Source organism: Pseudomonas sp. W22_MBD1_FP4 (genome assembly GCF_052113765.1).
Classification (GTDB): Bacteria; Pseudomonadota; Gammaproteobacteria; order Pseudomonadales; family Pseudomonadaceae; genus Aquipseudomonas; species Aquipseudomonas sivasensis.
Genome location: NZ_JBGQOI010000005.1, coordinates 133,591 through 159,523, shown reverse-complemented (window position 1 = coordinate 159,523; position 25,933 = coordinate 133,591). Strand labels below are relative to the sequence as shown.

The following is a 25,933-nucleotide window of genomic DNA, read 5'->3' as shown; positions in this document are numbered from 1 at the left end:
GCAGTGCCGCTGGATTGCAGGAGACTTCCCAGGTCTTGTGCGATAAGGCGCGCGGTTTGCAGAGGGGGGGCGGGTGCGACGCCCGCTCTACTAACTTCACCCGCGCCGAACATAGCCCTTGCCAAAGTGACGTTCCATCCGCGCCTGGATCAATTCCAGGGCGAGGGACATCACCCAGTAGATGATCGCGGCGGTGGTGAGCATCTCGATGTAGCGATAGCTTGAGCGGCCGTAGGATTGCGCGAGGAACATCACTTCCCACACGCCCATCACCGAGATCAGGGACGAGTCCTTGAGCATCGAGATGAATTGGTTAGTCGCGGGCGGAACAATGGTGCGCATGGCTTGGGGCAGGGTGACGTGCCAGAAGATCGCGTTATCGCGCATGCCAAGCGCGAGGGCGGCTTCGCGTTGGCCGTGGGGCACGCCGAGGATGCCGGCGCGGAAGATTTCGCTCAGGTACGCGCCATAGTTCAGCGACAGAGCAATGATCCCAGCCGTGATCGCGCCGGGCACCAGGCCCAGTTGCGGCATGCCCAGATAGATCAGCAGGATCTGGATCAGCAACGGCGTGCCACGGAAGAACGAGGCGTAGAAGGTGGCGATGCCAAACGCCACTGCGCTGCTGGACAGGCGCCCCAGTGCCGTGACGAAGCCCAGCGCCGACGACACCAGAATCGAACACAGGCACAGGAACAGCGTTAACGCCGCGCCCTGCAGGAAACCATTGGGCGCCAGGTGCAGGCCGACCAGGTTGGGCAGCTTGTCGAGAATGATCGAGAACTTCAGGTCAAAGCTCAGGAAGAAGCTCGCAAACAGGGCGAACAGCGCCGCCCAGGTCAGGTAAAGCCGCGTGCGAAAACTCATCGGCTGATATCAGCGCCGATCCATTTTTGCGACAGCTTGCTCAAGGTGCCGTCCTGCTTGAGCTGGGCAAACACCTCACGCACTTTGCTGTCCCACGCGGCGTCGCCTTTTTCGATAGCTACCGAGTTGGGCTCCGAGTACAGCGGTTCGCCAGCAAGCTTGAAGCGTTTGTCCTGGGTCAGGCGAGGCTGTGCGGTCACCAGGTTGGTAAGGATCGCGTCCAGGCGCACGCCAGCGCCGAGACCGAGGTCCTGGAAGGCGACGTTGTCAGTGTCGTACGGCGCGATCTGCACCTCTTCGAACGGGTACTGCAGTTGTGTGTCTTCGGCGCCTTCGATCACCAGGTTCTTGTTCAGGTAGCTTTCATAGCTGGAGGCACTGGTGAGGCCGACTTTCTTGCCGCTCAAATCCTTGGCGGCGTGAATGCGGTCGTCCTTGGCATTGACCACGATCACGGCCGGCGAGGCGTAGTACTCCACCGGGAAGTCGAACACTTCGGCGCGGGCTTTGCTCGGGGTCATCGAGCAGATGCAAATATCGTAGCGCCCGCTCCAGCGGCCAGCGGCGATCACGTCCCACGATGGCGTTTCCAAACGCAGCTTCACACCCAATTTTTGCGCCACGGCCTTGGCCACATCGACGTCAAAACCATCCAACTGGTTCTGGTCATTGAGAAACGAGAACGGCGGATAGCTTTCCATCAGCACGCCCACCAGCTCTTTTTTCTGTTCGATCCGGTCCAGGGTCGTACCGCCAAACGCCTGGGTGGAGGCAGCCAGTGTCATCAGGCCCAGGGCCAGCAGGGGTTTAAGTTTCACGAAGGACACCTTTAGAAAAAAGAGTTGGTATGAAGCGAATTGAACGTATTAAATAGTTATAAGAACGACTCTCATAGTGAGTTATTTTCATAAGCTTATGAGTAAAAAGCATATGGGCGCAGAAACAGTAATTCTCGATGGCGGCATGGGCCGTGAACTGCAGCGCCGTGGCGCGCCGTTTCGCCAGCCGGAGTGGTCGGCATTGGCGCTGAGCGAAGCGCCGCAGGCGGTGGAGGCTGTGCATGCGGCCTATATCGACAGCGGTGCCAACGTGATCACCAGCAACAGCTACGCGGTGGTGCCGTTTCATATCGGTGAAGCGCGGTTTGCTGCCGAAGGCCAGGCCTTGGCGGCGTTGGCCGGCGAATTGGCGCGTCGTGCGGTAACGGCGTCGGGCAAAAACGTGCGGGTGGCCGGTTCGCTGCCGCCGCTGTTTGGCTCCTATCGTCCGGACTTGTTTGAAGCACAGCGCGTGTCTGAGTTGCTCACCCCACTGGTGCAGGGGCTCGCGCCCCACGTCGACTTGTGGCTGGCGGAAACCCAGAGTTCAATCGTCGAGGCGCGGGCGATTCATGCCGGCCTGCCTCAGGATGGCAAGCCGTTCTGGCTGTCGTTTACCTTGAAAGATGAAGACACTGACGACGTCCCGCGCCTGCGCTCCGGCGAGCCGGTGGCAGACGCGGCCGAAGTGGCGGCGCAGTTGGGTGTGCAAGTGTTGTTGTTCAATTGCAGCCAGCCGGAAGTGATTGGCGCGGCCATCGACGCGGCGCGTCAAACCTTCGAGCGTCTGGGCGTGTCGATCCAGATCGGCGCCTACGCCAATGCCTTCCCGCCGCAACCCAAGGAAGCCACGGCCAACGATGGCCTGGATCCGTTGCGCGAGGACCTCGATCCGCCGGGCTACCTGCATTGGGCCGCGGACTGGCAGAAACGCGGTGCCAGCCACCTGGGCGGTTGCTGCGGGATCGGGCCGGAGCACATTGCGGTGCTGGCCCAGAAGCTGAACTAAGGCTTAAGCCTGGCGGCACTGCGCCAGGCTTTTTACCTGACCCGAGGCGGTTTGGTTGGACTCCGACAGCCACGCCTCAAACCCCGCGCCCACCGTCGGCCATTCCGAATCCAAAATCGAATACCACGCCGTATCCCGGTTCTGCCCCTTGACCACCATATGCTGGCGGAACACCCCCTCAAAACTGAACCCCAACCGCTCAGCCGCATATTTGGAGCGGGCGTTGCCGTTGTTGCACTTCCATTCCAGGCGGCGGTAGCCCTGCTCGAACGCGTATTTGGCCAAGAGGTACACCGCTTCGGTGCTTTTGGGTGAGCGCTGCATCGGCGCGCCGAAGGTGACATGCCCGATTTCTATGCGGCCTTGGGCCGGGACGATGGACATCAGGCTGAGGATGCCCTGCACCTGGCCGGTCGCACGGTCGACGATGCTGAAGAAGTACGGGTCGGTATTGGCCGCGTGGTTGTTCAGCCACGCATCGAACGCGGCGCGCTCGGTAAACGGGCCGTACGGCAAGTAATCCCACAGCTTGGGGTCGGCGCCTGGGCCTTCGAGGGCTTGCCACAGTTGATCGGCGTGGCGCGCCGGGTCGAGTTTTTCTAGGTGGATAAAGCGCCCTTCGAGCAGTTGAGCGGTGGGCGCCGGGACGCCTTTCCAGTCGGCGAGGGAAGTAGACATGCTGCGCTCCTTAAAGACCTTTACGAAATTGAATGAAGCCAGGGCGTTCGGCGATGCGCTCGTAGAGTTGGATCGCGGTGGCGTTGGTCTCGTGGGTCAGCCAGTGCACCTTGCAGCAGCCGTCGGCCTTGGCAGTGGCGTAGACGAACTCGATCAGTTTACGGCCGACACCGGTGCCGCGTTGGGCAGGGTCCACCAGCAAATCCTGCAAATAGCAGGAGTTCTCGATGCTCCAATTAGATCGGTGATAGATGAAGTTGACCATGCCCACCGCCTTGCCGTCCTGCCAGGCCAGTGCCGAATGGGTCGGCTCGCTGGCGTCGATCAGGCGCTGCCAGGTGCTTTGGCTGACGGCGTCCGGCAGTTCGGTGTTGTAGAACGTCAAGTACGCCTGCCACAGCGGCAACCAGGCGGCGTGGTCGGCTGCGGTGACCTGGCGGATGTCGATCTGGCTCATTCTGAAACTCCTTGGGGAATAAAACGTGCGAGGGTCTGGTCGCGCACGTCCGCGCTGGCGGCGAGGCCGTCGCGCACGCCGGCGATGTCCGCCGCGCTGCGGTTCTGGCTGAGTTTGCGTTTGCCGATCAGGCGATCGATGGGCAATGCAAAGCCGACGATGGCCTTGAGCATGCCGTCGATGTAATCAGCGGGGGCGTCGCTGACTTTCCATGGTTGCGCACGGTTACCTTCGTGGCGGTCGGTGAGGGCGCTGACCAGCGCCAGCAGGCGCTCGGCATCGGTAAACACCTCGGCCTTGCCGTAGGCATGCACGGCGATGTAATTCCAGGTCGGCACCACTTTGCCGTGCTCGGCCTTGGCCGGGTAAAACGCCGGGCTGATATACGCGTCGGCGCCGGCAAAAATCAGCAGGGCGTCGTTGCCATTCTGTAAATCGCGCCACTGCGGATTGGCCTTGGCCAAGTGCCCGTAAAGCGTGCCGTTGGGGCCTTCATCGGGGTTGAGCAGCAGCGGCAAGTGGCTGGCTTGCAGGCCTTGCTCGCCAAAGGTCACCAGTTGCGCCAGGCGGGTGTGCTGGACCAATTGATGCAGTTCGGGTAAGTCGTCGAGGGCAAAGGCGCGAGGTGTGTACATGAATATTTTCCTTGGCGAATGCCAGCATCCTAGGCAGGCTAATGGTCCGTTGTAAGAGCCATCTACGGCCAATTTCATAGGTCCAATATGTCGCCGACTGCGCCGCCTCTGTCATTCAACCCCGCCGGTATCGAGCTGGATCGCGGCCAGGGCCTGACGCGCCAGCTCTATGAAGCCCTACGCCAGCGCGTACTCGATGGTCGCCTGATCAGCGGCACGCGACTGCCGGCCAGCCGTGACCTGGCCGCCGCGCTGTCGATTTCGCGCAACAGCGTGGTACGTGCCTACGATCAGCTGTATGCCGAGGGGTTTATCGAAGGGCGTGTCGGCGATGGCACTTACGTCGCTCAACTGCCCTCGACGGAAAAACTATCCACAAAAGTATCCACAGGGTTACACACAGGCTTATCCCCAGCCTTATCCACAAAATGGGAAAATTTGCCGGCGGATCTCGATGATGAAGTTATCCACAGACCGGCCCTGGGGCGACTGCAAAACCACTACCTGTCGCAGCCACCCGCAGGGCCGCCGAAGGCGTTTCGAGTCGGTGTGCCGGCTTTCGATCTGTTCCCGTTCGAGGTCTGGGCCAAGCTGAACGGGGCATTCTGGCGCAAGCCGGACCTGCAACAGCTGTGCTATGGCGACCCCGCAGGCGATGGGCGTCTGCGCGGGCTGATCGCGGCATACCTGCGCAGTTCGCGGGGGATGCAATGTACGGCTGAGCAAATAGTGATCACCAGTGGTGCACAGCAGGCGATTAGCCTTTGTGCACAGTTGCTGGTGGAGCCCGGCGATGGCGTGGCCGTGGAAAACCCTGGCTATCGCGCCGCAGGCCATGCATTCGCCCTGGCCGGTGGGTGCCTGCATGGGGTGCCGGTGGACAGTGACGGCATCGACTGCCAGGCCCTCGATCAACTGGGCGACTGTCGCCTGGCGTACGTCACGCCTTCCCATCAATACCCTTTGGGCGTGGTGATGAGCCTGGCGCGGCGCTTGGAATTGCTGGCCTGGGCCGAGCGCCGAGGCGGCTGGATCGTCGAAGATGACTACGACGGCGAATACCGATACAGCGGCGCGCCCCTGTCACCGTTGGCCGCGCTGGACCGCAGTGGTCGCGTGCTCTACGTGGGCACCTTCGGCAAAGTCGCGTTTCCGGCGCTGCGCCTGGGTTATCTGGTGTTGCCGTCGGGTCTGGTGGACGCCTTCTCACGGCGCCGCGCTGTCGACATGCGCCACTCGGAAGTCAGCACTCAGGCAGTGATGGCCGAGTTCATGGCGGCGGGCCATTTTCAACGGCACATCCGCCGCATGCGCCGCGCAGCATTAAGCCGGCGCAATGCCTTGCTGGCCGGTTGGCCCAGCGGTCTGCCGGGGGTTGGCGAGTTGCCGAGCGTAGCGGCGGGGCTGCACATGACGGTGCGCGTGGACAGCTTGGCCCGCGAACAGCAACTGCTGGATCAGGCCCGCTCGGCCGACGTGGAGGTCAATGGTCTGAGCAGCTACTGGCTGGCGCACTCCACCACACCGGCGGATCAACGCGCCGGCCTGGTATTGGGGTTTGCCGCCGTGCCTGAAGCCGCGATTGCCGACGCGCTGAAGCGTCTGCGCAAGGCCTGGGGCGCCGACAAGCAGCACGGTCAGCTGTCAAAAAACAGCGATTTGGCGAGTTTCGACCCGATCTGACTGCGGTAAATCGCGATCTGGTCGTGGTCGTTCAAGCCGGTGCGCTGCAGGCTTCCCCCTTGCTTCTGTTGTTCACGCGTCTTGAGGTGCCCGGCGATATATTCTTCGGCGGCCGCTTGCGCTGAGCTGTAGTGAAAGTGGGCATACCACAGCACGTTGTGGGTTTGATGGTCGCGTATTTCGTACTCGTCCAGAAAGTCTTTGCCCGGCCCCTTGAGGCGACGCCGGGTGATGACCTTGGCAATTTCCACCAAACCCCGGTCAAACAGCCACTCCACCCGTGCCGCTGTGGGCGGTTGCTGCTTGGTCATGCTGATCCGGGTCGTGGTGCCCAGCTCGTACAGGCGCAGCGCCGCGTCGTTGAGCTGCTTGTTAGTGGAGGCTGCGGAAGGGCGGTCGCTTTCGGTCAGATTACGTTGGGTCAACGCTTCTTCGATGCGGCTGACGGCACGCTCCAGGCGAGCGGCGTATTGGTGGAACATCTCCTCGATTTCGACCGGAATGCGCCCGGCCTTTTTTGAGTGGCCCAGGGTCCGCAAGGTCGCGGCAGGTTCGTCCTGAAGCAACTGGTCACCCTCTTCGAGGCTCACGTTCAGGTCTATCGCCTGGGGCGGTCGCGGCCCGGAAGGGCGGCTGTCGCGTTCGACCCACACCCCAGGCTCTTTCTCATGGAAGGTCGCAATGACTTTGCCCGTCAGCGGCGACTTTACATCCACCAGCCCTTCTTCGGCCGCGCGCGGTTCGCCGACCACCACGCCGTTGAAGCGTGTCTTGATGATCTTGCGCTTGGGGGGTGATGCGGTTTTCGAACTGCCGGGCTTGGGCTCCAACGCTTTGCTTTCCCTGAGCAACAGGGCCAGCTCGCGAACGACGTGCTGATTGAATTCGTTGATCTGCTTGCGCAGGGTTTCCAGGGGTTCGCGCTGTACCTGCTCGGGGTATTCGGCATGCAGGTCCAGCAGGCGCTGGTCAACGATGGAAAATTGATCGACCAGGCTGTTGAGCACGTCGATACGCTCCTCCAACGAGCGAATAGCCGTGTCGGCCAGCGCCTCCGTGCAGCTCTGTATGTGAAGATCGGCGGCATCGACGATGGTGTCGAGCAGCTCGCGCGCAGTATCGAACGCTTCGCCGTCGCCCTCTTGGACGCACAGGTGACGGGCCAGGGTGACTTGAAACGCCTTCAAGTCCCGCAATTGAAGCTTGGGCAGGGCGTGTTGCGTGCTCTGAATGACCTTGTTGCCGTCGATGCCCAACGTTTCCAGTTCATGAAAACGTGTCTCTACGTACTCCATGCGTCTGATCATTTCGCCCGTCATGTCCGACATGGCCCGGGCGGTTTGTGTCTTGGTCTTGGCATCAATGCCGGTGACCGACTCAAGGCTGGGGACGGAGCTTTCCAGGGTTTCACGGAACCGCGGTAAGCGTTGGTTGATGGCGGAGCGCGTCAACAGCAGTTGCTTGTGCAAATAGTCGATCATGGAGCTCTGGTAGTTGGGCACGTTATCGATAATGCCCAGTGACCTGAGTTGGCGGATCGGCACGTCGTAATCCAGGATTCGGGCGTCGACCTTGTCGATGAAGCTCTGGCGGCGCAATTCGGTGGAGGGGCCTGCTTCGTCGCCTATCGCCGTGTGTGCGCCGGCGATTTCCGACTGCCTGCTGCGCTCATTGGCGTCGAATTCGTCGAGCTGCCTGCGCAGGTCGCCGATTCGAGACGTATTGCGGGTTTGCACGGCCTTGCGCCGGTTTTTGAAGCCACCACCGCGCAGGCGCAGGCGTGTGTCCACAAACCATTGGCCCGCCTTGTTGTTGAGTAGCATGGGGCCCATTCGCGAGGGATTGCCTGGGTCGATGATGACCACGTTATCCGCTTCGTCTACGTTGACTTCGAACCAGCGCGTGCCGACCACGGCGTACCATTTCTGGGCGTTCGGGTAGAGGTGCAGATAGATACCAGGCTCTGTGACCTGAGGTTCCAGGCCCGCGGGCCTCTCGATTTTGAAGCTGTCCAGCGTGGCCTCCAGGCTTGGACGGTCGGTGGGGATGGCGCCGCGAATGTTCAGCAGGCCCTGATGCCGACTCGGCAGCTCGGTGCCCGTTACGTTGTCCAGCCGGGCCACGGAGGTTTTGCTGGGCGGCGGCTCGATTTTTTCGGCGGGTTCGACCGCTGACGATTCTGTTTTCAGCCTGGTTTCTTCGCTGGGTTTTTCGACCGGCGCGTGACGCAAGGCCCCGTGCAGCGCCAGGGCCATGCCAAGGTTGAGTAACAGGTCGACCTGGGCTATCCAGGCGCCTTCGGGGTCCGCTTCGGGGTTGTCCTGCTGGGCGATGTCCTGCAAGTCATCCATGATCTGCCAGATCCAGGCGGCGATACCGGCCGTGCGCCCCAGGAACGGCAACGTCGCATTGAAGATTTGCCAGCCTGCCTGGCGCAAGGTTGCCCAGCGTTTTTGCGCATTGGAGACTGACTGGCGGCCCGCCAGTTCGACCATGGCCTCGGCATTGGCTTTGAACAGTGCGGCCAGCGGGGCTGCGCCAAGCACCTGGTCGCTCAAGGTAATGGAGCCGCTCATGTAAGCCATGACCTGCGGCTCGACCAGCCCTCGAATGACCGTCCATGGCGATGGCCATTTATCGGGGAATACATACTGCGCGTAGTTGAAGCGCGCCGCCTCTGGCAGCCAGGCCAGCACCGAGTCGCGAAGTGGGCGCGTGTGTTTGATGGCGTAGATCAGGTTTTGCCGTGACGGATACTGCAGCAGCGTTGGTTCCAGCAAGGGACGGTACAGCAGGCACGGGCCCGCGGCGGCGTCTTTGGCGCCGATCACGAACATATTGGCAACCACATCCTGATCATTGCCGGGGCGCAAGGTCGGTAAGAATGCCAAGGGGCGAATGACAATCTCCTGCCCGTCGACGAGTCGCCCGTGGTCTTCGTCCTGCATTACGGCAGCGACGTAGCGCGCACCGAGTTCATCGACCCCGTACTGTTGGCGAATCTTGAGTTGCAGTGCCAGCAAAGGCAGCTGTACGCGCAAATGGTTGATGTAGAGCGTTTGTCTGCCCTTGGCCTGAACCGTATCTTCCAGCAGCGTGCGCTTGATCAGCGCCGGGTAGTGCTGGCCGATATCGATGTTTTCAATCACGCCCTTCAGGTAGGTGTAAGACAGCCACGGGGGAGCTGCGCTGCCGTTATAGAGTACGCGGGGTTGGCCGGTCGGCAGGCCTGTGAGGTTTTCCAGGGCTAGGTCGATCAGGTTACGGCGTGTGATGTCCAGCGCCGTGGGCACGATGAACGTGCTTCCCCAGACAACCGGGCTTTCGATGTGAACTTCGATCTTGTCGACGTTGATGTTTGCACCTTGGGCGTGCGCACGAATCTGGCTCTGCAACTGATCGCGGGTGTATTCGCGGATCGGCGCAATATCGTCATTGAAGGACGCGCCCTTCTGGAGGGTATGCAACTCGGCAAGATCGATCACGCGCCGACTGTAGATGGAAATATCCAAGTCCGAGGCGTGGGCCAGCCAGTCGGGCAACCGCTCATGGATGTCACGGATATTGGATAGCGAGTGATCGCTCAAGTCCTCGACCACCGGCAGGACGTTGGCAACCGCGACCAGGGGGCTGGCGTCCACGTTGATCGCTTTGCGGTCGTCTTTGTCAATCGAGCCTATTGCGTCGAGTTGCAACGCAATCAGTGCGCCGGCCAGGCTGTCGAAGAAATTGCCCGGCGGTTCGTACAGCCGCCACTGCAGGCTTAGCTCATTGTTCCGTGCGTTCATTCGGTCGGGCAGTTGTTCTCCGAATTGCTCCAGCGAGTCGAATTTTTCGTAGCCGTTGACCAGTGAGTAAACCAGGACCCGCTGGCCCTGCTCATGCTCGCCAATCACTACGGCGATGTCCATGAGGGCGGTGTGAGCGGTCTGGCTGTCTTGCAGCGCATCGACGTCGATCAGGTAGGCGTGAGTGTTGTAGCTGTCCTGGGCAGAGCGTGTGGCTCGCTCCGGAAAAAGGAACAGCGACCTGGCTATGGCGCAATCATGTTCATCCCAGCCCTCTTGCGCCGTGACATTCCATACTTTGCGCAGGGATTGTGAGAACACTTTCCAGCGGTGCCCGCTTCGGCCATCGGAGGCATTCCAGTAATTGAGGTACTGCTCCTGGAAGGCAGACAGCATCAGTTCTGACAGCTCATTGATCATGCGCGCAATGGCATCGATTTTTACCGGTAAATGCACCGGTGGCCGGGCGTCGGGTTGCAGTGTCAGGAAGTGTTCGCCATCGAGGTAGATCACCGGCTTCGGGTTCAGCATCTGGCTTGCCAGCACCGAAGTGAGCGACATGGCATAGGCCGGGGCGGATAGGACTTGATCATCGACGACGCGCCAATTCGGCGTGACGACCATGGCCAGGTCCGGGTCGATGGCCAGGGTTGGATACAGCTCCTTGAGCGCCGAGCGCAGGGTCACGGCGGCCACCTCCCGGCTGTTCGGGCCGGAGGTCAGTTGAGTCAGTAGCTCATAGGTAGTAGGGGGGCGATTGTGGCTGGTGGCCGACGGATGATCAGGAAGCGTTGCTTCAGGCATAGGCAAGTCCTTTGCAGAAATGAAGGGCGCGTGAGCGTGGGTGGCTCGGGGCCCTTTCTTGGGAAGTACGGCGCCGGGGTGCGGCGCCGTTGCAGAGGACACGGTAGTGAGGGGAGGATTGGCGCGGGCGGTAATTACTTAGCCTGAGTCTTGTGTGAGGGGCGGTCAGGTCCCCGATTTGATCTTGGTCCAGGCCCGGGTCCTGGCGCGTTCAGCTTTACTGTCCAACGGCTTCAAGGTGTACAACGTCGCCATCGCCGCCTCGGTCGGGTACAGGTTGGGGTTATTGCGGATGGTCGGGTCGACCCGTTCGGTGGCGTCCTTGTTCGGGTTGGGGTAGCCGACGAAATCGCTGATCGGCGCAATCACCTCAGGTTGCAGCAGGTAGTTGATGAAGGCGTAGGCGTCCTGCGGGTTCTTTGCGCCCTTGGGAATGGCGAGCATGTCGAACCAGATCGGCGCGCCTTCCTTGGGCAGGCGCATGTCCACGGTCACGCCGTTCCTGGCCTCCTTGGCGCGGTTGGCAGCCTGGGAGAAGCTGCCGGAATAACCGACGGCCACACAGATGTCGCCATTGGCGATATCGGCCATGTATTTGGAGGAGTGGAAGTAGGTGATGTACGGGCGGATTTTAAGCAGCAGGGCTTCGGCTTTCTCATAGTCCTTCGGGTTATTGCTGTTGGGGTCCAGGCCCAGGTACTGCAAGGCCAGCGGCAGGATTTCCGATGGCGAATCCAGCAGGGCGACGCCGCACTGCTTGAGCTTGCTGATGTTCTCTTCCTTGAAGATCAGGTCCCAGCTGTTCACGGGAGCGTTGTCGCCCAGCACGGCCTTGACCTTGGCCGGGTTGAAGCCAATCAGGATGGTGCCGTACATGTAGGGCACGGCGAATTTATTACCGGGGTCATTGGCCTCGATCAGCTTCATCAGCTTGGGGTCGAGGTGGTTCCAGTTTGGTAACTGGCTGCGGTCCAGAGGCTGGAACACGCCGGCTTCAATCTGCTTGGCCAGGAACACGTTGGACGGCACCACCACGTCATAGCCGGAGTTGCCGGTGAGTAGCTTGGCTTCCAGGGCTTCATTGGTGTCGAAGATGTCGTAGACCAGTTTGATCTGAGGGTTCTGACCCTTGAAGTCTTCCAGCGCCTTGGGGGTGATGTAGTCGAACCAGTTGTAGACCCGCAGGGTTCTTTCTTCGGCGTGGACGGCGCTGCTTAATACGGCGGCGCACAGCGCAAGCGACTTGAGCATGTTCATTGGATTGACCCCTCAAAACCTTCGAGAACGTTGACGGCATTGATGCCGATTTCTTCCACCGCGTAGCCGCCTTCCATGACGAACAGCGTGGGCTTGCCCAGCCGGGCGATACGCGCACCCATCGCCAGGTAATCCGGGCTGTCGAGCTTGAACTGCGAGATGGGATCGTCCTTGAACGTGTCTACCCCCAGGGACACCACGATGATGTCGGCGCCATAGCGCTCGATTTGCGCGCAGGCCTGATCCAGCGCGGCGCTCCAGGTATCCCAGCCGGCACCGGCCGGCAGCGGGTAATTGAAATTGAAGCCTTTGCCGGCGCCGTCGCCCAGCTCATCGGCATAGCCGAGGAAGAATGGAAACTCGGCTTCCGGATGTCCGTGGATCGAGGTGAACAGCACGTCACTGCGGTCATAGAAAATCGATTGGGTGCCGTTGCCGTGGTGGTAATCCACATCAAGGATCGCGACCTTGGCATGGCCTTGATCGAGAAAGGCCTGGGCGGCAATTGCAGCGTTATTGAGGTAGCAATAGCCGCCCATCAAGTCGCCTGCAGCGTGGTGCCCCGGTGGGCGGCAGAGGGCAAAGGCACTTTGAGCACCTTGTTGAATCGCTTGTTGCGCGGTCAGCGCCACCTGCGCTGCGCTATAGGCCGCTTGCCAGGTGCCGGCGGTGATCGGCGCGCCGCCGTCGAAGCTGTAATAGCCCAATTGACCGTGCAGGCTGGTGGGCAGCACGCGGCGCAAGGTGCGGGCTGGCCACGTGTAGGGCAGCAGGTCGCCGTCCTGGCCGAACTTAACCCAGCGTGCCCAGGCCCCTTTGAAAAAATCCAGGTAGGCGTGGCTGTGGATGCGTTGCAGCGGTGCCAATCCAAAGTCCTCGGGGGCTCGCACCGGCCCCAGATCACGGTCCTTGACCCGTTGCAGTACGTGATCAGCACGGGAGGGCATTTCGAAACAGGGCATCAGTTGCCCGTCCATCAGTTCGCATCGACCGTGGTGCAGATGATGATCGTCCGAGTAGATCGTCAGCATAGTGGTGTACTCGCAGGCGTTTGGCGGTGTCTTGCAGTGTTGCCTCGCCGGCGCGGCAAGAGAACGGCAGGAGCGGCCAAAAGGGGATGAATATGGCCAAAGACACTGTCCGTATTCGCCCCGCCTGGACGTGGGGATCAGGGGCGGAACTGGCTTGGCGCGACCCCGCTCCAGCGCACAAAGGCATGACGGAAGCTGGCGGTCTCACTGAACCCCAGGTGCTCGGCAATGCGGTGGATGGGCATTGCATCGTTGGCCAGCCACTGCTTGGCCTGCTCGAAGCGCAGTTCGTCGAGCAACTCCTGATAGCTGCTGCCCAAGTCATGCAGGTGCCGGCGTAAGGTGCGTGGCGAGCAATTCAACTGCTCCGCCAGTTTATCCAGCCCTGGCGCGGCCGGCAGTTGCGCCGCCAGCAGTTGACGCACGCGGCCCAGCCAGGCCTGGCGTCCGGTGAACTCGGTGTTTTGTTTGCGGCAGCGCTCGGTCATGGCGCGATGGGTGACGGCGTCGGCCAAGGGCAGCGGTTGATCGAGCCACTGGCGGTCGAAGGCAAAGGCGTTGCTGGTGGCGTTGAATTCCAGCGGGCAGGCGAAGCGCTCTTCGTAACGCGCCTGGTAGGTCGGCGCCGAGTATTCAAAACGCGCACCCAGCAGAGGGAGCGGGCGACCGAGCAAGTCGTCGCAGATGACGTTGAGTGAAGCCAGGCACAACTCAATATTGAACGCGGCCAGCGCAGGGTCTTCACGGTAATCGCGGGCGGTGAACCAGACGCGTTGGCCGTCCTCCTCAAGGCTCAGCTCGAAAAGTGTTCCCAACAGCGCCGGGTAGCGCAGGGCCAGGCGCAAAGCGTCACCGAAGGTGGCACTGGTGAGCAGCGCATAGCCCAACAGGCCGTAAGACGACACGCGCATGCGCTGGCCCAGTTCCAGGCCGATGGCTTGGCGCAGGGCCACCGCGTTGGCGCACACCTGCATTTCCTGGCGCGTGGTGATGCGTGTATCGGCGTGGTTCAGGTCCGCAGCTGCAATACCGCTGCCGGCCAACAGCACCTCAGGGCTGATGCCCTGGGCGCTGAAAGCCTCAAGCACCAGCGAAACGGCGTTGAGGGTAGTCAGGTGCGAGTGCAGCATGGGGATGATCCCGGCCAATGAATACCTGAGCCGAGCAATTCCCATGCCGTGCGCCGCCGGGATCGTGGCGGGAGTGACGCTCTACCGGATCGCTTGAGTCGGATCTCAAGCCAACTCGGCGCACAGGTCCAGTTCGACCAGGCGGCGAATCTCGGCGTTGGCCAGGCCTGCGCCGATCAACGCATTGAGCTTGCCGAACGCGGCCTCGCGGGTCATGCCGCCACCGGACAGCACGCCCACGCCGCGCAGGCGGCTGCCGGCTTCATACACATCCAGCTCCACGCCACCTTCATGGCATTGGGTGATTGCGACCACGACCACGCCCTGATCCTGCGCGCGCTGGAGGCTGGCGAGGAACGCCGGGTTGTCGCTGGGCCCGGTGCCGCTGCCATAGCATTCAAGCAGCAGCGCCTGGATGCCGCTGTCGACCAGCGCATCCAACTGCGCGGCGGCGATGCCCGGCACCAGCGGCAACACGCCGACGTTGGCCACGGCCTTGGGCTGGCGATAATCCAGGGCGGCGGGCAGTGCCTCGGCCTTGGCTACGCCACCGTTACGCTGCAGCGCGGCGAAGGGGTTGCGACCAAAGCTGCGCACTTTCGCGCAGCGGGTCGGCGCCATCAGCGCACCGTGGAAAAACAGGTGCACGCCGGCGTTCAGGCCTTCGCCCAGCGCGGTCAACGCGCCGCTGACGTTTTCCCAGGCATCGCTGTCAGGCACGCCGGCCGGCAGCATCGAGCCGGTAAACACCACCGGCGCCGGTAAACCCAACAGTTGGAAACTCATGGCCGCTGCGCTGTAGGCCAGGGTGTCGGTGCCGTGCAGGATCAACACCGCTTCGCAGCCCTCGTCCACGGCCTCGACCACGGCACTGCGCAGGCGCTGCCAGTAAGCGGGGGTCATGTTGGCGCTGTCGATCAGCGGCGCCATTTCGCGAAAGCGCCAGGCTGGCAATGGCGCGTCGGCCAGTTGCTCGCGCATGCGCGCTTCGAAGCCGGACGCGGGCGCCAGGCCATTCGCGCTGGCCTGCATGCCAATGGTCCCGCCGGTGTAGAGCACCATCACGTTGTTAGCTGGTTGCATGAACAAATCTCCTGAACGAAAAACGCCGCCGGGCCCAGAGCATGCCCAAGGCCAGGCGGCGTGTCATCTATCTAGCTGCGCTCAGCGTTGTACTTGAGCGTTCAGTTCAGCCGATGGGGCCGCGTCCGGTTTTGCCGGGTTGGCCGGCCAGGCCTTGCGGTCCAGATCCAGGTCCGGGAATTGGCTGGAATCGAACACCGGGGTCTTGATGCCCGCAGCGCGTTGGCGGTCGTAGTCGTCCAGCACACGCATGGCGATCTTGAACAGGAACGCCAGGGCGAACAGGTTGACGAAGGCGAGCATGGTCATGGTGATGTCGGCGAAGGCGAATACGGTGCCCAGGTTCTCGATCGAGCCCCAGAAAATCAGCACCAGCACCAGCGCGCGATAACCCATCAGCACCTTACGGTTGTTGCCCACCAGGAAGCGCAGGTTGCTCTCGCCGAGGTAGTAGTTGTACATGATCGAGGTGAACACGAACAAAGCCAGGGCCACCGAGATGAACATGCGGCCCCAGTCACCGACCACAGCGGCCAGGGAGTTCTGGGTCAGGGCAATGCCGTCGCCTTCAAAGCCTGGGGTGTAGAAACCGGAGAGCAGGATCAGCAGCGCGGTGCAGGTGCAGATCACGAAAGTGTCGAGGAAAACGCTGAACGCCTGGACCACGCCTTGGGCGATCGGGTGTTCTACGGAGGCCACCGCTGCCACGTTAGGCGCACTGCCCAGACCGGCTTCGTTGGCGAACACGCCGCGTTTCACGCCCATGATGATCGCGCTGCCTACCAGGCCACCGAAGGCTTGGTCGAGGCCGAAAGCGCTCTTGACGATGGTCGCGAGCATGGCCGGCACGTGGTCGAATTGCAGCACGATCACGTACAGGGTCACGGCGATGTACACCAGGGTTTTGACCGGGACCAGCAGGTCGGCGATGGACGCGATGCGCTTGATCCCGCCGATGAACACCAGGCCCAGCAGCACCGCCAGCGCGAGGCCGGTGTAGGTGGTGTCGAGGCCGAAAGCGTTGTTCAGCGAGTGAGTCACGGCATGGGCTTGCAGGCCGTTGAAGGCGAAGCCAAAGGTCACCAGCAGCAGGAACGCCATGACCATACCCAGCCAGCGCTTCTGCAAACCGTGCTGGATGTAATAAGCCGGGCCGCCACGGTAGGTGCCCTCTGCGTCGGTGCGCTTGTACAGCTGGCCGAGGGAGCATTCGATGAAGCTCGACGACATACCCACCAGCGCGGTGACCCACATCCAGAACACGGCACCCGGGCCGCCGAGGGTTACGGCAATACCGACACCGGCGATGTTACCGGCGCCCACGCGACCGGCGAGGCTGAGCATCAGCGCCTGGAACGAGCTGAGTTGGCCGGAGCTGCTCTTCAAGCTGTCTTTGAACACCGAGAACATGTGGAAAAAGTGACGCAACTGAACGAAACGCGAGCGGATCGTGAAATAACCGCCGAGCCCGACAATGAGCACGATCAGTACTTTCCCTGAGAGGAAGTCGTTGATGACTTCGAGCATGGAGTGTTCCTCGCTGATTTTTCTAATGGCAAACGCAGGACGGTCCGACACGTCGCATGGCACCAGGCAGTGCGCGACAGTTCGACCCCAATCCTTTTGCGGGTGTTGTTATTCATGCGGTTTCGCGCTGTACCGGGCCTCGTTACCGACGGCCGCAGACGCGAGAGGGGCGGCACTATACCTAGGAGTACGTGATACGTCTGCACAGGCCGATTAAAGGTTTCAGCGCCGCTGATTCGGGCAAGGCGGGTTTGCAGGGCGATATTGGAATTTTTATGGGCTTCATTTCACAACCTTGAGGCAAAAAAAAGGGCCTGAAGAACGAGCCTTCAGGCCCTCAAAAGGTGAGAGGTGTCTAGTCCCTCAACCTGGTGAGCGGTGCAACAAACGCTTAGGCCTTCAACGGGACCAAACGTGGAGCGATCATGTTTTCGGGGCGCAGGATGTCGTCGAGCATGGCGTCGTCGAGCAAGCCTTCTTCGCGCACCAGTTCCAGCACTCCGCGGCCGCTTTCGAGGGCGATACGCGCAATGCGGGTGGCGTTTTCATAGCCGATGTACGGGTTCAGCGCGGTGACCAGGCCGATGGAATGTTCCACCAGTTCGCGGCAGCGTGCTTCGTTGGCGGTGATACCGACGATGCAGTGCTCGCGCAGCATGTCCATGGCGCGTTGCAGCAGGCGGATCGAATCGAAGATCTTGAAAGCGATCAGCGGCTCCATCACGTTCAGTTGCAGCTGGCCGCCTTCGGCCGCCATGGTCAGGGCCAGGTCGTTGCCGATGACTTGGAACGCTACCTGGTTCACGGCTTCCGGGATGACCGGGTTGACCTTGCCGGGCATGATCGAGCTGCCTGGCTGACGCGCTGGCAGGTTGATCTCATTGATCCCTGTGCGTGGGCCGCTGGACAGCAGGCGCAGGTCGTTGCAGATCTTCGACAGCTTCACGGCGGTACGCTTGAGCATGCCGGAGAACAGCACGAAGGCGCCCATGTCGGAGGTGGCTTCGATCAGGTCGGCAGCCGGTACCAGCGGCTGGCCGCTGATGGTGGCCAGGCGTTGCACGGCCAGGGCCTGGTAACGCGGGTCGGCGTTGATGCCGGTGCCGATGGCGGTGCCGCCCAGGTTCACTTCGGTCAGCAGCTCTGGCGCCAGGGTTTTCAGGCGTGCCAGGTCTTCGCTGAGGGTGGTGGCGAAGGCGCGGAATTCCTGGCCGAGGGTCATCGGCACGGCGTCTTGCAATTGGGTGCGGCCCATTTTCAGCACGTGGCCGAACTCGACGCCTTTGGCGGCGAAGGCTTGGATCAGGCTGTCGAGGCTGGCCAGCAGCGCGTCATGGCCCAGCAGCAGACCCAGACGGATCGCGGTCGGGTAGGCGTCGTTGGTCGACTGCGCCATGTTCACGTCGTTGTTGGGGTGCAGGTATTGATATTCGCCCTTCTGGTGACCCATGGCCTCCAGCGCGATGTTGGCGATGACTTCGTTGGCATTCATGTTGGTTGAAGTGCCGGCGCCGCCTTGAATCATGTCCACCACGAACTCTTCGTGGAAATCGCCGCGGATCAGACGGGCACAGGCTTCGCTGATGGCAGCGTGCTTGGCTTCGCTAAGCTGACCCAACTCGCGGTTGGCATCAGCGGCTGCTTGCTTGACCATTGCCAGGCCGACCACCAATTTCGGGTAATGCGAAATCGGAACGCCCGAGAGGCGGAAGTTATTCACCGCTCGCAGGGTCTGGATGCCGTAATACGCTTGGGCGGGTACTTCGAGTACGCCAAGCAGGTCTTTTTCTGTGCGGAATGATGCAGCGGAGGACATGACGGAAATCATCTCAATATGGACCCGGAACAGGCCGGAACGCTGCGAATGCTAGGCCTGTAGGAAAATTTGGGCCAATGCTGTTAAGCACTGGCCTATGCATAAACGGCATAATGCAGATGTGACCCGGCTATCATGGCGGGCGTGTGTGCCAAAATGGTGCGTACCCGTGGGAGGCAGTGATGAACCTTGAGAGCAAATGGCTGGAAGACTTCAGCGCCTTGGCGGCGACGCGCAGCTTTTCCCAGGCGGCGGAGCGGCGCTTTGTCACTCAGCCAGCGTTCAGCCGACGTATCCGTAGCCTTGAGGCCGCGTTGGGCCTGACCCTGGTCAATCGCTCCCGTACACCGGTGGAATTGACGGCAGCGGGGCAGCTGTTTCTGGTCACCGCGCGCACCGTGGTCGAACAGCTCGGCGAGGTCCTGCGCCATTTGCATCACTTGGAAGGCGGGCAGGGCGAAGTCATGCAAGTGGCCGCCGCCCACTCCCTGGCGCTGGGCTTCTTCCCGCGCTGGATCGCGCAGTTGCGCAACGAAGGTTTGAACATCGCCACCCGCCTGGTCGCCACCAACGTCGGCGACGCCGTGCACGCCCTGCGCGAAGGCGGTTGCGACCTGATGCTGGCGTTCTACGATCCGGACGCGGCGATGCAGATGGACGCCGAAATCTTCCCCTCGCTGCACCTGGGTAACACCGAAATGCTCCCGGTGTGCGCGGCCGATGCTGATGGCAAGCCGCTGTTCGATCTGGAAGGCGAGGGCAGCGTGCCGTTGCTGGCCTACAGCGCCGGCGCGTTCCTTGGTCGTTCGGTGCACTTGCTGCTGCGCCAGCGCGCGCTGCGCTTTACCACCGTTTACGAAACCGCCATGGCCGACAGTCTCAAGAGCATGGCCCTGGAAGGCCTGGGCATTGCCTGGGTGCCGCAGTTGAGCGTTCGTGCCGAACTTGCCCGAGGCGAACTGGTGGTCTGCGGCGGACCGCAATGGCATGTGCCGCTGGAAATTCGGCTGTATCGCTGCGCGTTGGTGCGCAAGGCGAATGTGCGGTTGTTGTGGCGCAAGTTGGAAGGTGGCGCGGCGCAGAACACCTGAGTCCGATCTCGGACTGAATGCAGGGCAAATGTGGGAGGGGGCTTGCCCCCGATAGCGGTGTATCAGTGACAGATAAGTGCCTGGCACACCGCCATCGGGAGCAAGCCCTCTCCCACAGTATTTCGCGGTGTATGGGACTGACTCTTAAGTCAATAAAACCGCCGGTTTGCCCCGCTAGACAGATGGTCATCCGAGGGGCTGTTTATCTGGATTATTACGGTATACTGCGCGGCCTTCGGCCGGTCCAACCGGCCAAAATTCGTACAACAAGCCACGCCGGATTTCCCGCGTGGCTTGTTGTTTTTTGACGCGCCTGCGGGCGCCCAGAGAGAAGAGGCACGACGATGAGTGCATTGGTTGGCGTGATCATGGGCTCCAAGTCCGATTGGTCCACCCTTAGCCACACCGCCGATATGCTGGAAAAACTCGGCATTCCGTATGAAGTGAAAGTGGTCTCTGCCCACCGCACCCCGGATTTGCTGTTCCAGTATGCCGATGAAGCAGAATCCCGTGGCATCGAGGTGATCATCGCCGGTGCCGGCGGCGCAGCGCACCTGCCGGGCATGTGTGCAGCCAAGACTCACCTGCCAGTGCTTGGCGTACCGGTGCAGTCGGCAATGCTCTCGGGCGTCGATTCGCTGTTGTCCATCGTGCAGATGCCGGCGGGTATCCCGGTGGCCACCCTGGCCATCGGCAAGGCCGGCGCGATCAACGCAGCCCTGCTGTCCGCCAGTATCCTGGGCGCCAAGCACCCGCAGTTTCACGCGGTGCTGAAAAAATTCCGTGCTGAGCAGACAGACAGCGTGCTGGACAATCCAGACCCACGTATCGCCTGAGGTTGTTGACGATGAAAATCGGTGTAATCGGTGGCGGCCAACTGGGCCGTATGCTGGCCTTGGCGGGCACCCCGCTGGGGATGAACTTCGCTTTCCTGGACCCAGCGCCAGACGCCTGTGCGGCGGCCTTGGGTGAACACCTGCGCGCTGACTACAGCGACCCGGACCACCTGCGCCAACTGGCCGATGAAGTCGACCTGGTGACGTTCGAGTTCGAAAGCGTCCCGGCTGAAACCGTGGCCTTCCTTTCGCAGTTCGTGCCGGTGTACCCGAGCGCCGAAGCCCTGCGCATCGCTCGCGACCGTTGGTTCGAAAAGAGCATGTTCAAGGAGCTGGGCATTCCGACTCCAGCCTTCGCCGATATCCAATCGCAGGCGGACCTGGACGCCGCCGTCGCCAGCATCGGCCTGCCAGCCGTGCTGAAAACCCGCACCTTGGGTTACGACGGCAAGGGCCAGAAAGTCCTGCGCACTGCAGATGATGTGGTGGGCACCTTCGCCGAGCTGGGCAGCGTCGCTTGCCTTCTGGAAGGCTTCGTGCCGTTCACCGGTGAAGTCTCGCTGATCGCCGTGCGTGCCCGTGATGGTGAGACCCGCTTCTATCCGTTGGTGCACAACACCCACGACAGCGGCATCCTCAAGCTGTCGGTGGCCAGCACCGACCACCCGTTGCAGGCCCTGGCCGAAGACTATTCCAGCCGTGTGCTCAAGCAGCTGGATTATGTCGGCGTGATGGCGTTCGAGTTCTTTGAAGTCGACGGCGGCCTCAAGGCCAACGAAATCGCCCCGCGCGTGCACAACTCCGGGCATTGGACCACCGAAGGCACCGAGTGCAGCCAGTTCGAAAACCACCTGCGGGCGGTGGCGGGCTTGCCACTGGGCTCCACGGCCAAGGTCGGCGAGAGCGCCATGCTCAACTTCATTGGCGTTGTGCCGCCGGTGGAAAAAGTCATCGCCATCGATGACTGCCACCTGCATCACTACGGCAAGGCCTTCAAGGCCGGGCGCAAGGTCGGCCACGCCAACCTGCGCTGCAAGGACCGTGCGACGCTGCAAGCGCAGATCCTCAAGGTTGAAGCGCTGATCGCTGAGCAATAAGCCTGGTGACGGCGGGAACCATTGGTTGCCGCCGTCTCTCTGATTGCAGGATGGCAAAGCCTGACTAGGCTTTGGCATGACTCACATTCAATCAGAGGGAAATGCCATGGGCATCATCGGAACCATCTTTATCGGCTTTATCGTCGGCCTGCTGGCGCGTTTCCTCAAGCCCGGCGACGACAGCATGGGCTGGATCATGACTATCCTGCTGGGTATCGCCGGCTCCCTGGCCGCGACCTACGGTGGTCAGGCACTGGGTATCTACCAGGCTGGCCAAGGTGCAGGCTTCCTCGGTGCGTTGGTCGGTGCCATTGTGCTGCTGGTGATCTACGGCCTGATCAAAAAGAAGTAATCAGCCGACAAAGTCCTCTGCGCTGCGCAGGCGCAGAGGGCTAGAATGCTCGGCACTTGTACTTGCCGAGCCTCTCCATGCGCCGTCTTCTGTTGACTCTCCTCCTGCTGGGCTCTGGCCTGGCGCACGCCGGCGAATTGCCGGAAACCGACTGGCTCGACCTGATGCCGCTGTCGGACCAAAAGGCTCTCGAAGCCATGCCCGAGATCGATCACAACTCCCCGGAAGCCCAAGGCACCTTTACCGATAAGGGCGGCCTCAAGCAGAGCAAAGGCTTGCCGGCGGTGATGTATTCCACCAAGACCGTGGCTGCGATGAACGGCAAGGACATCCGCATCGGCGGCTACCCGGTGCCGTTGGAAACCGATGCCAAGGGCCGCAGTACGTTGTTCTTCCTGGTGCCGTATCCAGGCGCGTGCATACACGTCCCACCACCGCCGCCTAACCAGTTGGTGCTGGTGCGTTATCCCAAAGGGTTGAAGCTGGATGATATCTACACGCCGCTTTGGGTTACGGGTACGTTGAAGGTAGAGAAGGTGAATAACGACCTGGCGGATGCGGCGTATGCGCTGGATGCGGGCAAGGTGCGGGTGGTGAAGGAGTCAGATCTCTAAAACCCGGCGCATAACAATGTGGGAGGGGGGTTGCTCCCGATAGCGGTCTATCAGTAACAAATCTGCTGACTGACACTCTGCTATCGGGAGCAAGCCCCCTCCCACATTTTCGATTGGGTTTACAGGGCGATAGAGGTGATGCTCACGCCCAGTGTGTGGCTATCACCTGGGGCCAAGCTCACCACATCATCCAGCACATTCGCCGTCTCGATGCACAGCATGCCCTGCCAGCCATCGTCGGCCATGTCGTCGAAGGCCTTGGCGCGTTCGGTCCAGGGGTTCCAGATCACGGTCGATTTCGAGCCTTCACTGGTGAGTTGGATTTGGCGCTGCCAGTCTCTGTCGACAATGCTCAACTGCGCGGGCGTATCGAGGTAAATGCGGTCGGTTTCGGCACTGAAGTGCAGCAGGCCGGATTGCTTCTTCTCGCTCCAGCCATCGGCGGTATCGATGTACGCCGAGCCGTCCAGGCCGTCGACCTGCACGTTGCGCACATCGCTCACGGCGAAGTAGGTGTGCAGCGCCTGGCTCAGGGTTACGGTGTCGGTGCCACGGTTATGGCTGGTCAGGCGGATGTGCAGTTGATCGTTTAGCAGCAGACTCAAGGTCAGGTCGACCTGATGGGGCCAGCCGGGAAAGCCGCCTGCAGGAACGGGTAGTTTCAGGTCCACCCGCAGCGTTTCACCTTCAAGTATTGTCCCGGCCAATGCCCAGGTCGCGGTACGCACGAAACCGTGAGCGCCCGCAGGTTGATCACTTTGGCGCATCGCCTTCACGCTTTGCGGGTTGCGGTCGAACACCCCGAACCATGGCCAGCACACCGGTACGCCAGTGCGGATGCCTTTGCCTTGCTTGAATACCGCTTCAGGGTTCGGCCAGATCAGCGGCTGCTCGCCCTCACGCCCGTAACTGAAGATATGCGCGCCCTGCTGGGCAATCATCAGTTCAGCGCCGTTGTGGCGGATACGCCAGCAGTCCAGCTCGTCGATTTTCACGGTTTCAACGTGGGGCGTAGGCATACACAGCACTCTCAATGGCAGGCAATGGGGCAATTGACCGTCAAAACCCGGCGAGGTTTAACGCGCGCGCGACGGCACTGAGCGCGTGCGGCCGCTGCCATCGATAGCGACGAATACAAACACCGCCTCGGTCACCTTGCGCCATTCGCTGGACAGTGGGTCGTCGCTCCACACTTCGACCATCATCTGGATCGAGCTGCGGCCGATTTCCAGGGCCTGGGTATAGAAGGACAACTGCGCGCCCACGGCCACCGGCACCAGGAACGCCATGCGATCAATCGCCACGGTAGCCACGCGACCGCCCGCAACCTTGCTGGCCATGGCGGTACCGGCCAAGTCCATCTGCGCGACCAGCCAGCCGCCGAAGATATCGCCAAAGCCATTGGTTTCACGCGGGAGCGCGGTGATTTGCAGGGCGAGATCGCCTTGCGGGATAGGATCTTCTTGTTCGAGTTCGATCATGCCGTGGGGCCTCTGACCCGTGACGCTTTTATAGGTGGAGCAGGGTGGATAGCCGACTGTTAGAAAAACGTTTCAGCACAAACATACTCCGTTCGATACGTTTCTCGTAAGGCGTACTAAAGGGAAACTCTGCCAAATCGGCTGGATGGCACCCAACGACGTTTTGGCACAGCAGCCCCTCAAGGCTGCGGGTCTTGCGCTCGCAAGGGCCGAGTATATCGAGACCCTGGCGCCACGACGACCTCCCGGCGTTCATTTGGTCGGTAAATAGACGCTGTATCGCGGCTTTTGTGCACAACTGTTCTCCTGGCGCTGTGCTTTTACAAGCGATTTGCTATCTTGCCAGACCCGCCGCAAGTCCCGGGCGTGCCGTCCTTATTACGATGATTACTATAAGAGAAGCCTTGCCATGTCCTCCGTGCCCGCAAGCAGTGCGCAACCTTCGCGCCCGCTGACCCGCAACGACTACAAAACCCTGTCGCTGTCTGCCTTGGGCGGGGCGCTGGAATTTTATGATTTCATCATTTTCGTGTTTTTCGCCACCGTGGTCGGAAAGCTGTTCTTCCCTGCCGATATGCCCGAATGGCTGCGAATGATGCAGACCTTCGGCATCTTCGCCGCCGGTTACCTGGCCCGCCCGCTGGGCGGCATCATCATGGCGCACTTCGGCGACCTGCTGGGTCGCAAGAAAATGTTCACCCTGAGCATCTTCATGATGGCCGTACCGACCCTGATCATGGGCCTGCTGCCAACCTACGCGCAGATCGGCCTGTGGGCGCCGATCCTGCTGCTGCTGATGCGCGTCATCCAGGGCGCGGCGATTGGCGGTGAAGTGCCAGGCGCGTGGGTGTTCGTCTCCGAACACGTTCCGCCACGCCACATCGGCTACGCCTGCGGCACCCTGACCAGCGGCCTCACCGCCGGCATTCTGCTGGGTTCGCTGGTGGCTACCGCGATCAACACTATTTATAGCCCTGAGCAGGTCTCGGATTACGCCTGGCGTATCCCGTTCCTGCTTGGCGGCGTGTTTGGCCTGCTGTCGGTGTACCTGCGTCGCTGGCTGCATGAAACGCCGATCTTCGCCGAGATGCAGCAACGCAAAACCCTGGCCGCCGAGTTGCCATTGCGCGCGGTACTGCGCGACCACCGTGGCGCGATCGTACTGTCGATGCTGCTGACCTGGCTGCTGTCGGCCGGCGTGGTGGTGGTGATCCTGATGACTCCGACCGTGCTGCAAACCATCTACCATTTCAGCCCGACCGTTGCGCTGCAAGCCAACAGCCTGGCCATCGTGACCTTGAGCCTGGGTTGCATCGCCTCCGGCGCCCTGGCCGACCGCTTTGGTGCAGGCCGCGTGCTGATCAGTGGTTGCGCGCTGCTGCTGGCGACCTCTTGGACGCTCTACCACAGCCTGCTGACTCACCCGGACTGGCTGTTCCCGCTGTACGCCTTGACCGGCCTGTTCGTCGGCACCATTGGCGTGGTGCCGTACGTGATGGTGAAAGCCTTCCCGCCAGTGGTGCGCTTCAGCGGCTTATCGTTTTCCTACAACGTGGCCTACGCCGTGTTTGGTGGTCTCACGCCGCTGGCGGTGTCGCTGCTGATGAAGGAAAGCCCGATGGGCCCGGCTTACTACGTGGCCGCGCTGTGTGTCATGGGGATGGTGGTAGGTGGGTATCTGTGGAAGCGTGGCCGCTAAAAGCAGCCCGATCCACCCGTGGCGAGAGGGCAAGCTCCCTCGCCACGGGGCAGGTGTCCGTTCATTGATTGCAGTGTGTAGCTGATTTACCGCGTTACCTGCGCATTACCCCCGTTTCTCCGCGCCATACCTTCCTGACCTGCTTGATCTCCCAATGCTGGCCTTTCATCCAATTGTCAT

At 61.5% G+C, this 25,933-nt stretch carries 22 protein-coding genes; 8 read left to right on the top strand and 14 right to left on the bottom strand.

Going from position 1 to position 25,933, the window contains the following annotated elements; all coding sequences use genetic code 11:
- Positions 1-96: 96 nt before the first annotated feature.
- Both ACEN2T_RS09280 and ACEN2T_RS09275 read right to left on the bottom strand, forming a co-directional pair.
- Positions 97-867, bottom strand: a complete 771-nt coding sequence (locus ACEN2T_RS09280; RefSeq protein ID WP_032884479.1) for an amino acid ABC transporter permease — start codon at positions 865-867, stop codon at positions 97-99.
- Positions 864-1,685: an ABC transporter substrate-binding protein gene (locus tag ACEN2T_RS09275; protein WP_032884478.1), complete on the bottom strand. Its 822-nt coding sequence runs from the start codon at positions 1,683-1,685 to the stop codon at positions 864-866. Before ACEN2T_RS09275 ends, ACEN2T_RS09280 begins: the two co-directional genes overlap by 4 nt.
- Before the next feature lie 112 nt (positions 1,686-1,797).
- Here ACEN2T_RS09275 and ACEN2T_RS09270 point away from each other — a divergent pair, with 112 nt between their 5' ends.
- Positions 1,798-2,694 carry a homocysteine S-methyltransferase family protein gene (locus ACEN2T_RS09270; RefSeq protein ID WP_095185240.1) on the top strand — a complete coding sequence of 299 codons (897 nt, stop codon included), beginning with the start codon at positions 1,798-1,800 and terminating at the stop codon, positions 2,692-2,694.
- A 3-nt stretch (positions 2,695-2,697) separates the two neighbouring features.
- On the opposite strand, the gene ACEN2T_RS09265 is transcribed toward ACEN2T_RS09270, so the two are convergent.
- The 3 genes from ACEN2T_RS09265 to ACEN2T_RS09255 are packed head-to-tail and all read right to left on the bottom strand — an operon-like array spanning position 2,698 to position 4,464.
- Positions 2,698-3,372: a GNAT family N-acetyltransferase gene (locus ACEN2T_RS09265; RefSeq protein ID WP_032884476.1), complete on the bottom strand. Its 675-nt coding sequence runs from the start codon at positions 3,370-3,372 to the stop codon at positions 2,698-2,700.
- Between the two features lie 10 nt (positions 3,373-3,382).
- The gene (locus ACEN2T_RS09260; protein WP_032884475.1) at positions 3,383-3,829 is read right to left on the bottom strand and encodes a GNAT family N-acetyltransferase; all 447 of its coding nucleotides are present in this window, start codon (positions 3,827-3,829) and stop codon (positions 3,383-3,385) included.
- Positions 3,826-4,464 (bottom strand): FMN-binding negative transcriptional regulator, encoded by a 639-nt coding sequence (locus ACEN2T_RS09255; protein ID WP_181639326.1) that lies wholly within the window; start codon positions 4,462-4,464, stop codon positions 3,826-3,828. The genes ACEN2T_RS09260 and ACEN2T_RS09255 overlap by 4 nt, the downstream gene beginning before the upstream one ends.
- 87 nt (positions 4,465-4,551) lie before the next feature.
- Here ACEN2T_RS09255 and pdxR point away from each other — a divergent pair, with 87 nt between their 5' ends.
- Positions 4,552-6,147: a MocR-like pyridoxine biosynthesis transcription factor PdxR gene (gene pdxR / locus ACEN2T_RS09250; protein ID WP_442116588.1), complete on the top strand. Its 1,596-nt coding sequence runs from the start codon at positions 4,552-4,554 to the stop codon at positions 6,145-6,147.
- On the opposite strand, the gene ACEN2T_RS09245 is transcribed toward pdxR, so the two are convergent.
- The 7 genes from ACEN2T_RS09245 to aspA all read right to left on the bottom strand — a co-directional run bounded on the left by ACEN2T_RS09245 (position 6,102) and on the right by aspA (position 18,583).
- The gene (locus ACEN2T_RS09245; RefSeq protein ID WP_442116587.1) at positions 6,102-10,739 is read right to left on the bottom strand and encodes a dermonecrotic toxin domain-containing protein; all 4,638 of its coding nucleotides are present in this window, start codon (positions 10,737-10,739) and stop codon (positions 6,102-6,104) included. The two genes, pdxR and ACEN2T_RS09245, sit on opposite strands and share 46 nt — an antisense overlap.
- A gap of 165 nt (positions 10,740-10,904) precedes the next feature.
- Positions 10,905-11,996 carry a polyamine ABC transporter substrate-binding protein gene (locus tag ACEN2T_RS09240; protein ID WP_032884471.1) on the bottom strand — a complete coding sequence of 364 codons (1,092 nt, stop codon included), beginning with the start codon at positions 11,994-11,996 and terminating at the stop codon, positions 10,905-10,907.
- Positions 11,993-13,027, bottom strand: a complete 1,035-nt coding sequence (locus tag ACEN2T_RS09235) for a histone deacetylase family protein (protein WP_122681897.1) — start codon at positions 13,025-13,027, stop codon at positions 11,993-11,995. Before ACEN2T_RS09235 ends, ACEN2T_RS09240 begins: the two co-directional genes overlap by 4 nt.
- 137 nt (positions 13,028-13,164) lie before the next feature.
- The gene (locus ACEN2T_RS09230) at positions 13,165-14,157 is read right to left on the bottom strand and encodes an AraC family transcriptional regulator ligand-binding domain-containing protein (RefSeq protein ID WP_122754176.1); all 993 of its coding nucleotides are present in this window, start codon (positions 14,155-14,157) and stop codon (positions 13,165-13,167) included.
- Between the two features lie 105 nt (positions 14,158-14,262).
- Entirely contained in the window at positions 14,263-15,240 is a 978-nt protein-coding gene (locus ACEN2T_RS09225; RefSeq protein WP_442116586.1) for an asparaginase, read from the bottom strand.
- A gap of 81 nt (positions 15,241-15,321) precedes the next feature.
- Entirely contained in the window at positions 15,322-16,767 is a 1,446-nt protein-coding gene (locus ACEN2T_RS09220) for an alanine/glycine:cation symporter family protein (RefSeq protein WP_095185233.1), read from the bottom strand.
- A 391-nt stretch (positions 16,768-17,158) separates the two neighbouring features.
- Positions 17,159-18,583, bottom strand: a complete 1,425-nt coding sequence (gene aspA, locus ACEN2T_RS09215) for an aspartate ammonia-lyase (RefSeq protein WP_032884466.1) — start codon at positions 18,581-18,583, stop codon at positions 17,159-17,161.
- Between the two features lie 182 nt (positions 18,584-18,765).
- On the opposite strand from aspA, the gene ACEN2T_RS09210 reads away from it, so the two are divergent.
- The 5 genes from ACEN2T_RS09210 to ACEN2T_RS09190 all read left to right on the top strand — a co-directional run bounded on the left by ACEN2T_RS09210 (position 18,766) and on the right by ACEN2T_RS09190 (position 22,573).
- Positions 18,766-19,674: a LysR substrate-binding domain-containing protein gene (locus ACEN2T_RS09210; RefSeq protein ID WP_010566930.1), complete on the top strand. Its 909-nt coding sequence runs from the start codon at positions 18,766-18,768 to the stop codon at positions 19,672-19,674.
- A gap of 344 nt (positions 19,675-20,018) precedes the next feature.
- On the top strand, positions 20,019-20,510 hold the full coding sequence (purE, locus tag ACEN2T_RS09205; RefSeq protein WP_003176980.1) for a 5-(carboxyamino)imidazole ribonucleotide mutase: 492 nt from the start codon (positions 20,019-20,021) through the stop codon (positions 20,508-20,510).
- An 11-nt stretch (positions 20,511-20,521) separates the two neighbouring features.
- Positions 20,522-21,607, top strand: coding sequence for a 5-(carboxyamino)imidazole ribonucleotide synthase (locus ACEN2T_RS09200; RefSeq protein WP_442116585.1), 1,086 nt, complete (start codon positions 20,522-20,524; stop codon positions 21,605-21,607).
- A 106-nt stretch (positions 21,608-21,713) separates the two neighbouring features.
- Positions 21,714-21,959, top strand: coding sequence for a GlsB/YeaQ/YmgE family stress response membrane protein (locus tag ACEN2T_RS09195; protein ID WP_032884464.1), 246 nt, complete (start codon positions 21,714-21,716; stop codon positions 21,957-21,959).
- Positions 21,960-22,036: 77 nt separating this feature from the next.
- The gene (locus ACEN2T_RS09190; protein WP_032884463.1) at positions 22,037-22,573 is read left to right on the top strand and encodes a DUF3299 domain-containing protein; all 537 of its coding nucleotides are present in this window, start codon (positions 22,037-22,039) and stop codon (positions 22,571-22,573) included.
- A gap of 119 nt (positions 22,574-22,692) precedes the next feature.
- Here the strand turns inward: ACEN2T_RS09190 and ACEN2T_RS09185 are convergent, their stop codons facing one another.
- Positions 22,693-23,592: a D-hexose-6-phosphate mutarotase gene (locus tag ACEN2T_RS09185; protein ID WP_442116584.1), complete on the bottom strand. Its 900-nt coding sequence runs from the start codon at positions 23,590-23,592 to the stop codon at positions 22,693-22,695.
- Between the two features lie 57 nt (positions 23,593-23,649).
- Complete coding sequence (locus ACEN2T_RS09180) at positions 23,650-24,054, bottom strand: acyl-CoA thioesterase (RefSeq protein ID WP_003176975.1); 405 nt, start codon at positions 24,052-24,054, stop codon at positions 23,650-23,652.
- A gap of 409 nt (positions 24,055-24,463) precedes the next feature.
- On the opposite strand from ACEN2T_RS09180, the gene ACEN2T_RS09175 reads away from it, so the two are divergent.
- Positions 24,464-25,753 (top strand): MFS transporter, encoded by a 1,290-nt coding sequence (locus tag ACEN2T_RS09175; RefSeq protein ID WP_032884461.1) that lies wholly within the window; start codon positions 24,464-24,466, stop codon positions 25,751-25,753.
- The last annotated feature ends 180 nt before the right edge of the window (positions 25,754-25,933 follow it).

Coding starts and splice junctions, on each gene's coding strand:
- ACEN2T_RS09280 (WP_032884479.1), bottom strand. CDS start 867: ATGAGTTTTCGCACGCGGCTTTACCTGACCTGGGCGGCGCTGTTCGCC.
- ACEN2T_RS09270 (WP_095185240.1), top strand. CDS start 1,798: ATGGGCGCAGAAACAGTAATTCTCGATGGCGGCATGGGCCGTGAACTG.
- ACEN2T_RS09265 (WP_032884476.1), bottom strand. CDS start 3,372: ATGTCTACTTCCCTCGCCGACTGGAAAGGCGTCCCGGCGCCCACCGCT.
- ACEN2T_RS09260 (WP_032884475.1), bottom strand. CDS start 3,829: ATGAGCCAGATCGACATCCGCCAGGTCACCGCAGCCGACCACGCCGCC.
- ACEN2T_RS09255 (WP_181639326.1), bottom strand. CDS start 4,464: ATGTACACACCTCGCGCCTTTGCCCTCGACGACTTACCCGAACTGCAT.
- pdxR (WP_442116588.1), top strand. CDS start 4,552: ATGTCGCCGACTGCGCCGCCTCTGTCATTCAACCCCGCCGGTATCGAG.
- ACEN2T_RS09245 (WP_442116587.1), bottom strand. CDS start 10,739: ATGCCTGAAGCAACGCTTCCTGATCATCCGTCGGCCACCAGCCACAAT.
- ACEN2T_RS09240 (WP_032884471.1), bottom strand. CDS start 11,996: ATGAACATGCTCAAGTCGCTTGCGCTGTGCGCCGCCGTATTAAGCAGC.
- ACEN2T_RS09235 (WP_122681897.1), bottom strand. CDS start 13,027: ATGCTGACGATCTACTCGGACGATCATCATCTGCACCACGGTCGATGC.
- ACEN2T_RS09230 (WP_122754176.1), bottom strand. CDS start 14,157: ATGCTGCACTCGCACCTGACTACCCTCAACGCCGTTTCGCTGGTGCTT.
- ACEN2T_RS09225 (WP_442116586.1), bottom strand. CDS start 15,240: ATGCAACCAGCTAACAACGTGATGGTGCTCTACACCGGCGGGACCATT.
- ACEN2T_RS09220 (WP_095185233.1), bottom strand. CDS start 16,767: ATGCTCGAAGTCATCAACGACTTCCTCTCAGGGAAAGTACTGATCGTG.
- aspA (WP_032884466.1), bottom strand. CDS start 18,583: ATGTCCTCCGCTGCATCATTCCGCACAGAAAAAGACCTGCTTGGCGTA.
- ACEN2T_RS09210 (WP_010566930.1), top strand. CDS start 18,766: ATGAACCTTGAGAGCAAATGGCTGGAAGACTTCAGCGCCTTGGCGGCG.
- purE (WP_003176980.1), top strand. CDS start 20,019: ATGAGTGCATTGGTTGGCGTGATCATGGGCTCCAAGTCCGATTGGTCC.
- ACEN2T_RS09200 (WP_442116585.1), top strand. CDS start 20,522: ATGAAAATCGGTGTAATCGGTGGCGGCCAACTGGGCCGTATGCTGGCC.
- ACEN2T_RS09195 (WP_032884464.1), top strand. CDS start 21,714: ATGGGCATCATCGGAACCATCTTTATCGGCTTTATCGTCGGCCTGCTG.
- ACEN2T_RS09190 (WP_032884463.1), top strand. CDS start 22,037: ATGCGCCGTCTTCTGTTGACTCTCCTCCTGCTGGGCTCTGGCCTGGCG.
- ACEN2T_RS09185 (WP_442116584.1), bottom strand. CDS start 23,592: ATGCCTACGCCCCACGTTGAAACCGTGAAAATCGACGAGCTGGACTGC.
- ACEN2T_RS09180 (WP_003176975.1), bottom strand. CDS start 24,054: ATGATCGAACTCGAACAAGAAGATCCTATCCCGCAAGGCGATCTCGCC.
- ACEN2T_RS09175 (WP_032884461.1), top strand. CDS start 24,464: ATGTCCTCCGTGCCCGCAAGCAGTGCGCAACCTTCGCGCCCGCTGACC.